9 protein-coding genes are annotated in these 13,573 nt (G+C 57.9%); 1 reads left to right on the top strand and 8 read right to left on the bottom strand.

The annotated features are described in order from the left end of the window. The 8 genes from PLU01S_RS19865 to glcD all read right to left on the bottom strand — a co-directional run bounded on the left by PLU01S_RS19865 (window position 1) and on the right by glcD (window position 12,513). Window positions 1-3,549, bottom strand: coding sequence for a response regulator (locus tag PLU01S_RS19865; RefSeq protein ID WP_074826867.1), 3,549 nt, complete (start codon window positions 3,547-3,549; stop codon window positions 1-3). 145 nt (window positions 3,550-3,694) lie between these two features. Then, window positions 3,695-3,853, bottom strand: a complete 159-nt coding sequence (locus tag PLU01S_RS19870; protein ID WP_010795996.1) for a YqaE/Pmp3 family membrane protein — start codon at window positions 3,851-3,853, stop codon at window positions 3,695-3,697. A 273-nt stretch (window positions 3,854-4,126) separates the two neighbouring features. Next, complete coding sequence (locus tag PLU01S_RS19875) at window positions 4,127-5,902, bottom strand: acyl-CoA dehydrogenase C-terminal domain-containing protein (protein WP_074826870.1); 1,776 nt, start codon at window positions 5,900-5,902, stop codon at window positions 4,127-4,129. 184 nt (window positions 5,903-6,086) lie between these two features. Continuing rightward, window positions 6,087-8,261, bottom strand: a complete 2,175-nt coding sequence (locus PLU01S_RS19880) for a malate synthase G (RefSeq protein WP_074826873.1) — start codon at window positions 8,259-8,261, stop codon at window positions 6,087-6,089. Between the two features lie 29 nt (window positions 8,262-8,290). Beyond that, window positions 8,291-8,698 (bottom strand): heme-binding protein, encoded by a 408-nt coding sequence (locus tag PLU01S_RS19885; protein WP_010795999.1) that lies wholly within the window; start codon window positions 8,696-8,698, stop codon window positions 8,291-8,293. After that, complete coding sequence (gene glcF, locus PLU01S_RS19890; protein WP_074826876.1) at window positions 8,667-9,947, bottom strand: glycolate oxidase subunit GlcF; 1,281 nt, start codon at window positions 9,945-9,947, stop codon at window positions 8,667-8,669. The genes PLU01S_RS19885 and glcF overlap by 32 nt, the downstream gene beginning before the upstream one ends. Beyond that, window positions 9,947-11,005 carry a glycolate oxidase subunit GlcE gene (glcE, locus tag PLU01S_RS19895; RefSeq protein WP_074827249.1) on the bottom strand — a complete coding sequence of 353 codons (1,059 nt, stop codon included), beginning with the start codon at window positions 11,003-11,005 and terminating at the stop codon, window positions 9,947-9,949. The genes glcF and glcE overlap by 1 nt, the downstream gene beginning before the upstream one ends. A gap of 8 nt (window positions 11,006-11,013) precedes the next feature. Beyond that, complete coding sequence (gene glcD, locus PLU01S_RS19900) at window positions 11,014-12,513, bottom strand: glycolate oxidase subunit GlcD (RefSeq protein ID WP_074826879.1); 1,500 nt, start codon at window positions 12,511-12,513, stop codon at window positions 11,014-11,016. Between the two features lie 234 nt (window positions 12,514-12,747). On the opposite strand from glcD, the gene glcC reads away from it, so the two are divergent. Beyond that, the gene (gene glcC, locus PLU01S_RS19905; protein ID WP_010796003.1) at window positions 12,748-13,521 is read left to right on the top strand and encodes a transcriptional regulator GlcC; all 774 of its coding nucleotides are present in this window, start codon (window positions 12,748-12,750) and stop codon (window positions 13,519-13,521) included. The last annotated feature ends 52 nt before the right edge of the window (window positions 13,522-13,573 follow it).

Consider the following 13,573-nt stretch of genomic DNA (forward strand, 5'->3'; position numbering starts at 1 on the left):
TTACAGCTTCTCCAGTGACGGCATCCATACCCTGATTAATGAGAACAGCCGGTTCAGATCGACAGGCTTGGCCAGATAGTCATTGGCACCGGCACGCAGACAACGCTCCTGGTCGTCCTTCATGGCCTTGGCAGTAATGGCAATAATGGGTAGTTTTTGCAGGTAAGGAATCTTGCGAATTTCCTGCATGGCCTGATAGCCGTCCATCATTGGCATCATGATATCCATGAGTATAAGGTCGATACCTTCGATCGTTTGTACCTTCTCCACCGCCTCAAGACCATTGCGAGCGATTTCGACGATTGCTCCCTTCTGCTCGAGCGCACTGGTCAGGGCGAAGATATTGCGTACGTCGTCATCTACCAACAGGAGCTTGCGACCTTCGAATGCCTTGTCGCGGCTACGGGCAGTCTTGAGCATTTTCTGACGCTCAGGCGGCATGTCAGCTTCGATCTTGTGCAGGAAGAGTGTGACTTCATCCAGCAGACGCTCGGGCGAACGGGCTCCCTTGATGATGATCGAGCGCGAGTACTTCATCAGGTTCGCTTCTTCGTCACGGGTCAGACTGCGCCCGGTATAGACAATGACCGGCGGGAAGGAGCAGATTTCCTCATTGGCCATGCGCTCAAGCAGCTCGTTGCCTTCCATATCGGGCAGCTTGAGGTCGATTACCATGCAGTCGTAGATATTGTTGCGCAGCAGCTCAAGCGCTTCCTGGCCAAGCTCTACTGCCGTGATTTCCACATCCGAATCACCGATGAGCTTGGTAATGCTGTCGCGCTGTAGCGCATCGTCTTCGACCAGGAGAATGCGCTTCATCTTCTGCGAAAACTTGGCTTCGAGTCGACTGAAGACGGTCTTGAGTTCATCACGGGTGGTGGGCTTCATGGCATAGCCAACGGCCCCCATATGCATGGCTGCCTCGACTCGATCCTCGACCGACACCACATGCACCGGAATATGCCGTGTATGGGGGTTTTCCTTGAGCCGCTCAAGCACGGTAAGGCCTGAATGGTCGGGCAGGCGCATGTCCAGCAGGATGGCATCCGGCGTGAACTCGGTTGCGACATCAAAACCTTCATCAGCCCCGTGCGCCACTAGGCAGCTGTACTTCAGCTCATGGGCCAGATCGTAAAGAATACGCGCGAATTGCGGCTCGTCTTCAATCACCAGTACCTTGCGATCCGGGAAGGGGAAGCTTTCACGGTCGTCTGGGAACGGTCTCGGGCGAGCCGGGTTTATTTCATCGGCCTTCTGTACTTGCGCCGATGACGGCGCGGCAGCGACCGGTGCAGCAACCGCGACTGGAGCTGGCGCCTCGCTGGCAGGACGCGGTGCGGGAGCTGCCTGAATACGGGAAGCAGGTGCGTCGGCAATGAGTGGCTGCTCATACTGCAGTGGTAGGCGCAAGGTGAAGGTACTGCCCTGCTGCGGAACGCTCTGTACTTCAATGGAGCCCCCCAGCAGCTTGGCCAGGTCGCGGGAAATGGAAAGTCCCAGACCGGTACCGCCGTAACGACGGGTCGTTGCGCCATCGGCCTGACGGAAGGCTTCAAAGATGACTTCCTGCTGATCTGGCGCAATCCCAATGCCCGAGTCGGTGACCGCGAACGCGACCTGGTTCTGGTCGAGCGTCACCTTGAGCGTAACGCCGCCTCGCTCGGTAAACTTGAATGCATTGGAAAGCAGGTTTTTGAGAATCTGTTCGATACGCTGCCGATCCGAGTACACAAAGCCAGGCAGATCGTCGGCAAGATCCACCGTGAAAGACAGCTCACGGCTATCGGCCACGGGATTGAACGAGTTTTTCAGGGTGTCGACAACACGCTTGACGGACACCTGCTCAGGCCTGATTTCCAGCATGCCTGCCTCGACCTTGGAAATGTCGAGGATATCGTTGATCAGGTTGAGCAGGTCATTGCCAGCAGAATAGATGGACTCTGCAAAGCGGACCTGCTCGGCAGTAAGGTTCGCATCCGTGTTATCGGCCAGCAGCTTGGCCAGGATAAGCGAGCTGTTGAGCGGTGTCCGTAGTTCATGGGACATGTTAGCCAGGAATTCCGACTTGTACTGGCTGGCACGCTCAAGCTCGCGGGCCCGCTCTTCCAGCTCAGTCTGCGCTGCATTGAGCAGGCTGTTGCGCTCGTCGAGCATGTCGCGCTGCTGTTGCAGCTCATGGGTCTGCTCGGAGAGCTGCTCGTTGGTCTGTTCGAGCTCCGCCTGCTGCTGCTCGAGGTGCGCCTGAGATTCCTTGAGCGCACGGGACTGCTCTTCGAGCTCTTCGTTGGCGGTGCGGAGTTCTTCCTGCTGTACCTGCAATTCTTCGTTGAGCTGCTGGGTTTCAGCCAATAGCTTTTGCAGGCGCTGACGGTATTTACCGGACTCGATGGAAGAACCAATCGCCGAGGAGACAAGCTTGAGCAACTCGGTATCCCGCGCTTCCAGACTGCGGGTAAAGCCGAGCTCCACCACACCATTGACCATACCATCACTTTCAATTGGTACGATGAGGGCCGCTGCAGCAGTAGTCTCACCAACAGCCGAGCTGACCTTCAGATAATCACGCGGCAGATCCTTTAGCTCAATGATGCGCGACTCCAGAGCCGCTTGTCCCACCAGGCTTTCACCCAGGGCCAGCGTGCGTCTCGTGGAAAGATTCTCTTCGCTCAACGCATATTCGGCTACGCGTTCCAGCTTGCGGTTATCGTCCTGGACGATATAGATCGCCCCCGCAGAAGCGCCCAGATAACGGGCCAGGAATTGCAGGATGCTTTGCCCTAGCAGAGGCAGTGTCTGCTGGCCAATCACCTGTTCGGAGAGCTGCATCTGTCCAGCACGGTACCAAGCCTGCCGTTGCATTTGCTCGGCATGATCGAGCTGCTGATCCAGCGCTGTGGTGTAGGTATTGGACAAGCGCGTCAGTTCACGGCGCCCCAGGAAGGCCAGCAGACCGCTCAGCAAGAGGCTAACACACAGAAATGACGCAACAATGATGATGGTGGCCTGACTGGCCGTTGAACTACGCTCGGCTAGTTGCTGCTGCTCCAATGCAATGAAATCATTGAAGTCGCGACGGATAGCATCAATCAAGTCTTTGCCTTCGCCGTCGCGTACGTGCTTCATGAAGTCGCCGTTCTGCTGATTCAACGCGATCATTCGTGTCGCATATTCGCGCCAGGAACGATGCAAGCTTTCAATGCGCTCAAGCCGACGTAGCTGGACTTCGTTATCTGACACCAGACTTTTCAGCTCATCCAACTGAGGCTGAAACGTAGCCTGTGCACGCTGGTAGGGCTCAAGAAAGGATTGATCATCACTTAGCAGATAACCCCGCATACCTGTTTCCAGATCTACCGCGAGCCTGAATACATTGTTACTGCTACTGATAACCCGATCGGTATGCTCGATCCACTGGTTTACGGAAAGAAGGTAATAAACGACAGCAACAAAGAACGCCGAAGTAAGAAAACCGATTCCTAATGGCAGAGTCAGGTTACGGCTCAGGATTCGACGAAAGCTTTGCTGATCGACAGGCGACTCACGATTCATGCGTTACTCAATATCAGTCATGAATGAAAAAGCGGCCACCTGCTGCAAGGCAGCCGCAGTACGGCAAGCATGCACGAAAAAACGGAAAGCGAAGCGGCACGCGTTCAATTAATTCAATCGCGAGCCGGATTACCCATTGACTGGACTAACGTCGAGCGATGATCCAGACAGCATGAATAATGCCTGGAATATAGCCCAAAAGGGTCAGCAGGATGTTCAACCAGAAAGCGCCTCCGAGACCAACCTGGAGGAAAACGCCTAGGGGCGGAAGGATGATGGCGCAGATGATTCTGATCAGGTCCATTTGCAAGCTCCTCGTAACAGGCCGTCGAAACAGCTATAGGACCTATTGCACGGGAGTCGGTTCCTTGAATGCCAGGCAGAAAAAACCCCGCCGTAGCGGGGCTTTGCAGACTATGGAGGATTTCCGTATCGGGCACCGTCCTGGTGCAGTCCTCTAACTCCCTGTTTTAACTGGAGCGCTTCCTGCGCTGAACTCGATAGCTGAATGATATTCCCTATAAATGTAGGGTTAATAGAGCCAAGTCATGCAATATCCTGTAAGTATTTACTTACATCAGAACTGTGCGGCCTCCAGCTCATACAGCACGCCGCTGCCTGCCCTTACCGAAGCCGTCAACGAATGAATGCGAGGCAGCAGTCGGGCAAAGTAGAACCGCGCCGTTGCGACCTTGCTACTGCGCAGCTCGGCATGATCGCTTTGCAATGCGGCTTCAGCCATGCGCGCCCACAGGTAGGCATAGGCGGTATAGCCCAACACATGCAGGTACTCTACCGATGCTGCACCTATCTCGTTCGGATTGGTTTTGGCCTCGTTCATGACCCACTCGGTCAGGGCATCCAGGTTATCCAGCGCTGCTCGCAGCGGTTCGGCAAACTCGGACGACTTGCCATTCAGTGTTTCGATATAGGCTCTGATCTCTTCCGAGAAAGGCCGATACAGGCTTCCCGCCGATCCTACGACCTTGCGCCCCATCAGATCCAGCGCCTGGATACCGTTGGTGCCTTCGTAGATCTGGGTAATACGAACGTCTCGTACCAGCTGCTCCTGCCCCCATTCACGAATGTACCCATGTCCACCAAAGATCTGCTGGCCATGCACGCAAATCTCGAGTCCCAGATCTGTCAGGAAAGCCTTGGCTACAGGAGTCAATAGCGCCACCATGCCTTCGGCACGTGAGCGCGCCTGAGCATCGTTGCTGAACTTGGCGATATCGAGCTGCATCGCAACATAGGTGGAAAATGCACGACCGCCCTCGTTCAAGGCCTTCATGGTCAACAGCATGCGACGTACGTCAGGATGAACGATGATAGGGTCAGCCGCCTTGTCGGGCGCAGAAGGGCCGGTTGCCGCGCGGCTTTGCAGGCGCTCACGGGCGTACTCAACGGCACTCTGATAGGAACGCTCCCCTGCTCCTAGTCCTTGAATACCTACACCCAAGCGTTCGTAATTCATCATGGTAAACATAGCAGCCAGCCCTTTATTGAGCTCACCGACCAGATAACCCTTGGCGCCATCAAAGTTCATCACGCAGGTACTGGAGCCGTGAATACCCATCTTGTGCTCGATGGAGCCGCACGCCAGGGTATTGCGCTCGCCAAGGCTGCCGTCCTCATTGACCAGGACCTTTGGAACGAGGAAAAGTGAAATGCCTCTGGAGCCGGCAGGTGCGTCCGGAAGCTTCGCAAGCACCAAGTGGATGATGTTTTCCGTCAGGTCATGCTCACCGGCTGTAATAAAGATCTTCGTACCGGTAATGGCATAACTGCCATCCGCCTGCGGTTCAGCACGAGTGCGGATGATGCCCAGGTCTGTGCCGGCATGGGGCTCGGTCAGGCACATAGAGCCTGCCCATACACCGGAATAGAGGTTGGGCAGATACCGCGCTTTCAGCTCTTCGCTGGCATGAGCATGGATGGCCAGGCAACCGCCTGCCGTGAGCATGGGGTACAGGCCAAAGGATAGATTGGCCGCATGGACCATTTCCTCGACCTGAGCAGAAATCACCTTGGGCATGCCCATACCACCGTACTCGGGGTCACCGCCTACGCCTACCCAACCGCCTTCGGCATAGACGGTATACGCCTCCCGGAAGCCTTTTGGCGTAATCACCTTGCCCCCATCCCAACGGCAGCCCTCTTCATCCCCATTGCGGTTGAGTGGAGACAGAGTGCGGGCAGCCACCTTGGCCGCTTCTTCCAGAATGGCGTCAGCCGTCTCGGTATCGACCCGTTCCGCCAGCTCAGGTAACTGCTGCCACGCCTCCTGCACTCTGAACACATCGTTGAGCAGGAAACGGATATCACGTAGGGGAGCTTGGTAGTCAGCCATGGGGCAATCCTCCAGCAGAGGCGCAGGGTATCCGGCGCTTTTTTGTGAGTATTCCCTGAGTGTAGCGAACACGCCAAAAGGGCCATAGGTTCATGATGCGACCAGACAGTCAGCTTCGGTCACCCACCCGATCCTTGCTTGAGCCAACGAAAAAGGGACGCTGTAGCGTCCCTTTTCAAGGTTCTTACAAGCCTGCCTTGGCTTTCAATCGCCACTCGTGAAGCAGCGGCTCGGTATAACCGTTGGGCTGTTCGCGTCCCTTTAGAACCAGGTCCCGGGCGGCCCGGAAGGCATAGGACGTTTCGAAGTTAGGCGCCATAGGACGATACAGGGAGTCACCTGCGTTTTGCTCATCCACGATACGGGCCATCCGCTGCAACGTTTCGATCACCTGTGCCTGATTGGTTACGCCGTGGCGCAACCAGTTGGCAATATGCTGGCTGGAGATACGCAGTGTGGCGCGGTCTTCCATCAGGCCGACGTTATGGATATCCGGCACCTTGGAGCAGCCGACACCCTGGTCTACCCAGCGCACGACATAACCCAGAATGCCTTGGGCGTTGTTGTCCAGCTCCTGCTGAATCTCTTCGGCAGACCAGTTGGCAGACTCGACAACTGGAATGGTCAGCAAATCGTTCAGAATGCTGTCACGGGCGGCGTTGACATCGACCTGCTCCAGTTCTTGCTGGATCGCCTGCACATCGACCTGATGGTAGTGCAGCGCATGCAGGGTCGCAGCCGTAGGCGATGGCACCCAGGCGGTATTGGCGCCAGCTTTAGGATGACCAATCTTTTGCTCCAGCATGGCGGCCATGAGGTCAGGCATGGCCCACATGCCCTTACCGATTTGGGCGCGGCCACGCAGCCCGCAGGACAAACCAACCAGGACGTTGTTGCGCTCGTAGGCGGCGATCCACTTGCTTCCTTTCATGTCGCCCTTGCGCAGCATCGCACCCGCTTCCATGCTGGTGTGCATCTCGTCGCCGGTGCGATCCAGGAAACCGGTATTGATAAAGGCCACGCGGGAAGCCGCCTCGGCAATACAGGCCTTGAGGTTGACGCTGGTACGGCGCTCCTCATCCATGATACCCATCTTGATCGTGTTGGCAGGCAGTCCCAGCATGGACTCGACCCGTCCAAACAATTCAGCCGCAAAAGCCACTTCCTTCGGTCCGTGCATCTTTGGCTTCACGATATAAATGGAGCCGGTACGGGAGTTGCCACGGCGTGCCAGATCATGCAGGGCGATGGTTACGGTCATCACGGCATCCATGATGCCTTCAGGAATCTCCTGACCATCGGCATACAGAATGGCCGGGTTGGTCATCAGGTGGCCGACGTTACGTACGAACAGAAGCGAGCGGCCATGCAGCGACAGGCTCTCACCGTTGGCCGCCGTATACTCACGGTCCGGGTTGAGCGTACGCGTGAAGCGCTTGTCACCCTTGGTCACCTCTTCGGCCAGATCACCTTTCATCAGGCCCAGCCAGTTACGGTAAGCCAGGACCTTGTCCTGTGCATCCACAGCAGTAATCGAGTCCTCCAGATCCATGATGGTGCTGACGGCCGATTCCATCAGGATGTCCTTCACACCAGCACAGTCGGTTTGGCCGATCTGGGAGTGACGATCGATCTGGATTTCAAAGTGCAGGCCGTTGTGCTTGAGCAAAATGGCCGATGGTTCGGATGCATCGCCCTGATAGCCGATAAAGGCTGACGGATCGGCCAACTCGCAGGCCCCATTCTTCATGTCTACCACGAGACGGCCGCCGTCGACCCGGTAGCGCGTTGCCTCTTTATGGGAGCCTTTGGCCAACGGAACGGTTCGGTCCAGGAAGTCGCGGGCGTACGCGATAACCTTGGCTCCGCGAGCGGGGTTGTAGCCCTTGGCCTTCTCGGCGCCGTCGCCCTCTGGAATGGCATCGGTGCCGTAGAGTGCATCGTAAAGCGAGCCCCAGCGCGCATTCGCAGCGTTTAGGGCATAACGCGCATTGAGCACCGGTACAACCAGCTGCGGACCAGCCTGCTGCGCGATTTCAGTATCGACATTGGCTGTGGTCGCCTGGACCTTCTCCGGCTGCGGCAGCAGGTAGCCAATGGACTCCAGAAAGCGGCGATAGGTCGCCATGTCCTTGATCGGGCCGGGATTGGTACGATGCCAGTCATCCAGCTTTGCCTGGATCTGATCACGCTCGGCCAGCAGTGCCTGGTTACGCGGTGCCAGGTCATGCAGCAGAGCATCGAAGCCCTGCCAGAAAGCAGCGCTATCGATTCCCGTACCGGGCAACACTTGCTCCTCGACAAAGCGATGCAAGGAGGTGGCTACCTGTAAGCGATGGCAAGAAGTGCGTTGAGTCATGTCGTAATCCCTGTGTTCTTCTTATCGGTTCAACCCAAAACAGCCGCAGCACCCGCTTTGGCCACCTGTGCATCCTGATCGGCTTTGACGCCTGAAACGCCTACCGCGCCGACGACCTGTCCCTCGACCATGACCGGTACACCACCCTCCAGCATGCCAGCCAACACCGGCGCGGACAGAAAAGCGGTGCGTCCGCCATTGATCATGTCTTCAAACCCTTTAGACTCACGGCGCCCCAGGGCTGCGGTCCGGGCTTTTTCCGTAGAGATGTAGCCGCTGGTTGGCGCGGCATTGTCAAGCCTGAGCAGCGCCAGCGGATGTCCGCCATCGTCCACTACCGCAATGGAGACGGCCCACTGGTTGCGCTCGGCCTCGGCGCGTGCGGCCTCCAGGATGCGATTCACTTCAGTGACGGTCAGGACGGCTTTGCTTTGCATGCAGATTCTCCACGTGAGGATGGTAGGGTTCGGAATTCAGAGCGGCATCGACAATCTCGATCCAATGTCGGACCGGTGTACGACTAACACCGCCCAGATGGGTCTGGCAACCGATATTGGCGGTAACGATCAGATCGGGCTGCCCACTCTCGAGCGCGGCGAGCTTGTTGTCTCGCAACTGACGAGACAGCTCCGGCTGAGTGAGCGAATAGGTGCCGGCAGAGCCGCAGCACAGATGGGCGTCTGGCACCGTCGCCAGCGTATAGCCCAGACGCTGCAAGACCTCCTCTACAGCGCCGCCCAGCTTCTGGGCATGTTGCAGGGTACAGGGGCAATGAAAGGCCAACCGGTGATCCGCACTCACCACCAGCCGCTCCAACGGCTCGGCACGAACCACCTCGACGATATCCTTTGCCAGCTCGGATACCCGGCGGGCCTTGGCTGCATAGGCGGGATCATCCTTCAGCAGATGACCGTAATCCTTGACGAATGCGCCGCAACCGCTGGCCGTCTGCACGATTGCCTCTGCGCCTGCTTCCACGGCAGGCCACCAGGCATCGATATTGCAGCGGGCACGGTCAAGGCCGTCATGCTGGGCATTAAGATGAAACTCAACGGCGCCGCAGCATCCTGCTCGCGGCGCATCGACCACGCTAATCCCCAAGCGATCCAGCACCCGCGCCGTTGCAGCGTTGGTGTTGGGCGATAATCCTGGTTGAACACAGCCCTCCAGCATCAACACGTGTCGCTCATGACGTACCGCCGGACGCTCTCCCGCGGGAAGCGGATCGGCAGGAAGCTTGCTCTTTAGCGCATCCGGTAAGAGTGGGCGCAGTGTTTGCCCTACACCCGCCAGCGTCTTGAATAACGCAGGACGCGGTAGCACTGCGCGCAAGCCGGCCCGCAGGAGGCGCTCACTCATGGGGCGAGGCACGCGGCGCTCCAGCTCGGCACGACCGATATCCAGCAGATTGTGGTAAGTCACGCCGGACGGACAGGTCGTCTCACAGTTGCGACAGGTCAGGCAGCGGTCCAGGTGCAGTTGTGTTTTCGTTGTTACGGGTCCGCCTTCCAGCATCTGCTTGATCAGGTAGATACGCCCGCGAGGGCCATCCAGCTCATCGCCCAACAGTTGATAGGTCGGGCAGGTCGCGTTGCAGAAGCCGCAGTGTACGCAGCTACGCAGTACGCGTTCGGCCTCCGCTGCCTGCGGTAGGCGACGTGCTTCTTCACTTAGTATTGTTTGCATTACAGCTCCGCATACAGTCGACCAGGATTGAACAGCCCATGCGGGTCCATTTGCTGCTTGAGCTGACGCTGATATTTGAGAAGCGCAGGTGCCAGTGAGTGGAATGGCTCGCGCGTGATATCAGGCGTGAAACAGGTGGCATGCCCCCCGACCTGCTCGACAAGAGGCCTGAGCGTGGCGGCATCCATATCGCTTTTCAGCCACCGCTGGGCACCGCCCCAATCCATCAGGACCGAGCCGGGCAGCTCCAATACAGGGCTGTGATTGGGTAGCGACAGGCGCCACAGTGGACGTGGATCAGCGAAAAATTCCAGTCGGTGCTCGCGCAGATCCGTCCAGTACGCAACGGACAGGTCTTCACCTCCAATGCGATCCCGAGCGGCCGCGACAGAACCCTCACCGCCCTCCAGACGAATATGTAATGCGCGGCCATCATGGCAGGCCCCTGCCAGCGGAATGGCCTGGCGCTCCCACTCGGCCAGCTTGCTCAGCGCGCGCGGGGCGTCCAGCTCCAACCTTAGACGGGTACACGTCCGCGGCTTGGGCAGAACCTTGAGAGACACCTCGGTGATCAGTCCCAGACAACCAAAGCTCCCAGCTAGCAGACGAGACAGGTCATAGCCCGCCACGTTCTTCATGACTTCACCGCCAAAGCGCAGGTGCTTGCCCTCGCCTGTGATGACCCGGCTCCCCAGGACGAAATCCCGCACCGAGCCTACCCAGGGCCGACGCGGACCGGAAAAGCCCGTCGCAATCATGCCGCCTACCGTCGCGCCCGGGCCGAAATGCGGCGGCTCGCAGGGCAGCATCTGGTCGTTAGCTTCCAATGCAGCCTCCAACTCAGCCAGTGGAGTGCCTGTCCGTACCGTCACTACAAGCTCAGTGGGATCATAGGTGACGATGCCTCGGTGGGCGCGCACATCGATTTCCATACCATCTACCGGTCGGCCCAGGTGACGCTTGCTGTCGCCGCCCCGGATGCGTAGCGGCTGACGTTGCTCAATAGCCTGGAGCACTTCGTCCTGAAGCGCCTGAGAAGCATCATGGGAAGCAGTCATGGCGTCCATCAAAAGCGCTCCAGTTCAGGAAAAGGCAGCTTGCCGTGATGTACATGCATGCCGCCAAACTCAGCGCAGCGGTGCAGCGTCGGCACGTTCTTGCCCGGGTTGAGCAATCCCTTCTCATCAAAGGCTTTCTTGACGGCGTGAAATAACGTCAATTCATCAGGCTTGAACTGCGTACACATGGAGTTGATCTTTTCTCGCCCTACGCCGTGCTCACCGGTGATGCTGCCACCTACCTCCACACACAGATCGAGGATCTTGCCGCCCAGCTCTTCTGCGCGCTCAAGTTCGCCCGGCTGATTGGCATCAAACAGGATCAGCGGATGCATGTTGCCGTCCCCGGCATGGAAGACATTGGCAACCCGCAGGCCGTAGTGCTCGGACAGATCCGCAATTCCCTTGAGAACGCCCGGCAATGCACGGCGGGGAATGGTGCCGTCCATGCAGTAGTAATCGGGAGAAATCCGGCCTACTGCCGGGAATGCGTTTTTGCGGCCTGCCCAGAATTTCTGCCGCTCGGCCTCGTCCCGGGCTAGCCGAATCTCGGTGGCTCCGGCCCGAGCCAGGACATCACGAACGCAATCGCAGTCAGCATGAACGTCAGACTCCACCCCATCCAGCTCACACAGGAGGATAGCCTCGGCGTCCACCGGATAGCCTGCATGGATGAAATCTTCCGCCGCTCGAATAGAGAGGTTATCCATCATTTCCAGACCGCCAGGAATGATGCCTGCAGCGATAATATCGCCGACTGCTCGACCGGCTTTTTCAATATTGTCGAAGCTGGCCATCAACACCTTGGCCGTTTGTGGCTTGGGCAGAAGCTTGACGGTTACCTCCACCACCACGCCTAGAAGCCCTTCCGAACCCGTGAACAAAGCCAGCAGATCAAATCCGGGCGTGTCGAGCGCCTCACTACCCAGGGTCAGACGTTCTCCCTCAATGGTCACAATGTCGACCTTCAGGATGTTGTGAACCGTAAGACCATACTTCAGGCAGTGCACGCCCCCTGCGTTCTCAGCCACATTGCCGCCAATGGAACAGGCGATCTGGGAGGACGGGTCCGGGGCGTAATACAGCCCGTAAGGATTGGCTGCCTGGGAAATCGCCAGGTTGCGCACGCCGGGCTGAACCCGTGCACGGCGCGCATCCGGGTCAACTTCAAGGATCCGATTGAATTTCGCCATGACCAGCAGCACGCCCTGCTCCAGCGGCAGAGCACCACCGGAAAGCCCCGTCCCTGCTCCCCGCGCAACGACCGGGACGTTATGCTCATGGCAGAGCCGCATTAAGGTCTGCACCTGCTCGACAGTACTGGGCAGCACAACAGCCATGGGCGTGGTGCGATATGCCGAAAGGCCGTCGCACTCATAGGGCTTCAGGTCTTCTCGCTCATGAAGGACCTGAACGCCAGGAAGCGCCGCTTCCAACGCTTTAATCAGGCTGGCTTTGTCAACCTTAGGCAGTACACCATCGACGCGTTCGTCATACAGGATATTCATTGCAAGAATACCGATCTTGTTGTTTTTGTGCCGGAGGGCCTGGGCCTTTCAAGGCTACGTGCTTTTCTTTTACTCCCCGTTTGCCAAGACGTCTATGCCACTAAAAGCTGGTCAGACCAGTTTTTTAATACTCAGCCTTAGCCGAAAGTCTTAGCCCCACAGGCGCCATGCACCTTGACGAAAGACCATGCACTCATGCCCACTAAGCCTTTACCAACTGGTCAGACCAGAGCCATGAGCACTCTTGAAGTCACCAAGCGAAGACAGGTTGCCGATGCTGTAAGCGAGCAAATCGAACGGTTGATCGTCGATGGCGTATTAAAGGTCGGGCAAGCCCTGCCCTCCGAGCGTCGCCTGTGCGACAAGCTGGGGGTTTCGCGGGCGGCCCTGCGTGAAGGACTCGGTGTGCTGAGAGCAAGGGGCATCATTGAAACCAGCCAGGGCCGCGGCTCCTTTGTAGCTCGCCTCAGCGCCTCGAATGACACCAGCCCACTGCTGCACCTGTTTGGCAGTCAACCCCGTACGCTCTTCGATCTGCTCGAAGTGCGCGCCCTGCTCGAAGGAGAAGCCGCCCGGCTGGCAGCCTTGCGCGGTACAGAGGCGGACTTTGTGTTGATTGGCCGACGTTATCAGGCGCTGTGCGAGGCTTGTGAAAACCCGGAAGCGTTGGACGCAGATACCCATGCCCGACTGGACCATGCGTTTCATCTCGCCATCAGCGAGGCGTCACACAATCCCGTCCTGGTGCATACCCTCCAGTCGTTGAATGATCTGCTGCTCGGATCGGTGTTTGCCTGTATCGCCAACCTCTATCACCGCCCGCCGCAACGCAGGCAGATCGACCGCCAGCACACCCGCCTCTATCAGACTGTTACCCAGCGTTTGCCCGATCAGGCCCGCCGCGCGGCGCTCGACCATATCCACAGTATTCGTGACAATCTGCGGGAGATCGAACAGGAAGAGCAGCGTCTGGTTCGCGCAACAATGCGGCTGGAGGGATGGGTCTAACCATTCGGGCAGGTTTATTGCCCTATAGCCATTATTGCGACACAGTTCACGG

It is taken from the genome of Pseudomonas luteola NBRC 103146, assembly GCF_002091675.1.
Taxonomy (GTDB): domain Bacteria; phylum Pseudomonadota; class Gammaproteobacteria; order Pseudomonadales; family Pseudomonadaceae; genus Chryseomonas; species Chryseomonas luteola.

What these genes read in the sequence shown, in the direction of transcription:
- PLU01S_RS19880 (WP_074826873.1), bottom strand. Translation starts at nt 8,261, where the DNA reads ATGACTCAACGCACTTCTTGCCATCGCTTACAGGTAGCCACCTCCTTG.
- PLU01S_RS19885 (WP_010795999.1), bottom strand. Translation starts at nt 8,698, where the DNA reads ATGCAAAGCAAAGCCGTCCTGACCGTCACTGAAGTGAATCGCATCCTG.
- PLU01S_RS19865 (WP_074826867.1), bottom strand. Translation starts at nt 3,549, where the DNA reads ATGAATCGTGAGTCGCCTGTCGATCAGCAAAGCTTTCGTCGAATCCTG.
- glcC (WP_010796003.1), top strand. Translation starts at nt 12,748, where the DNA reads ATGAGCACTCTTGAAGTCACCAAGCGAAGACAGGTTGCCGATGCTGTA.
- glcD (WP_074826879.1), bottom strand. Translation starts at nt 12,513, where the DNA reads ATGAATATCCTGTATGACGAACGCGTCGATGGTGTACTGCCTAAGGTT.
- PLU01S_RS19875 (WP_074826870.1), bottom strand. Translation starts at nt 5,902, where the DNA reads ATGGCTGACTACCAAGCTCCCCTACGTGATATCCGTTTCCTGCTCAAC.
- glcE (WP_074827249.1), bottom strand. Translation starts at nt 11,005, where the DNA reads ATGACTGCTTCCCATGATGCTTCTCAGGCGCTTCAGGACGAAGTGCTC.
- glcF (WP_074826876.1), bottom strand. Translation starts at nt 9,947, where the DNA reads ATGCAAACAATACTAAGTGAAGAAGCACGTCGCCTACCGCAGGCAGCG.
- PLU01S_RS19870 (WP_010795996.1), bottom strand. Translation starts at nt 3,853, where the DNA reads ATGGACCTGATCAGAATCATCTGCGCCATCATCCTTCCGCCCCTAGGC.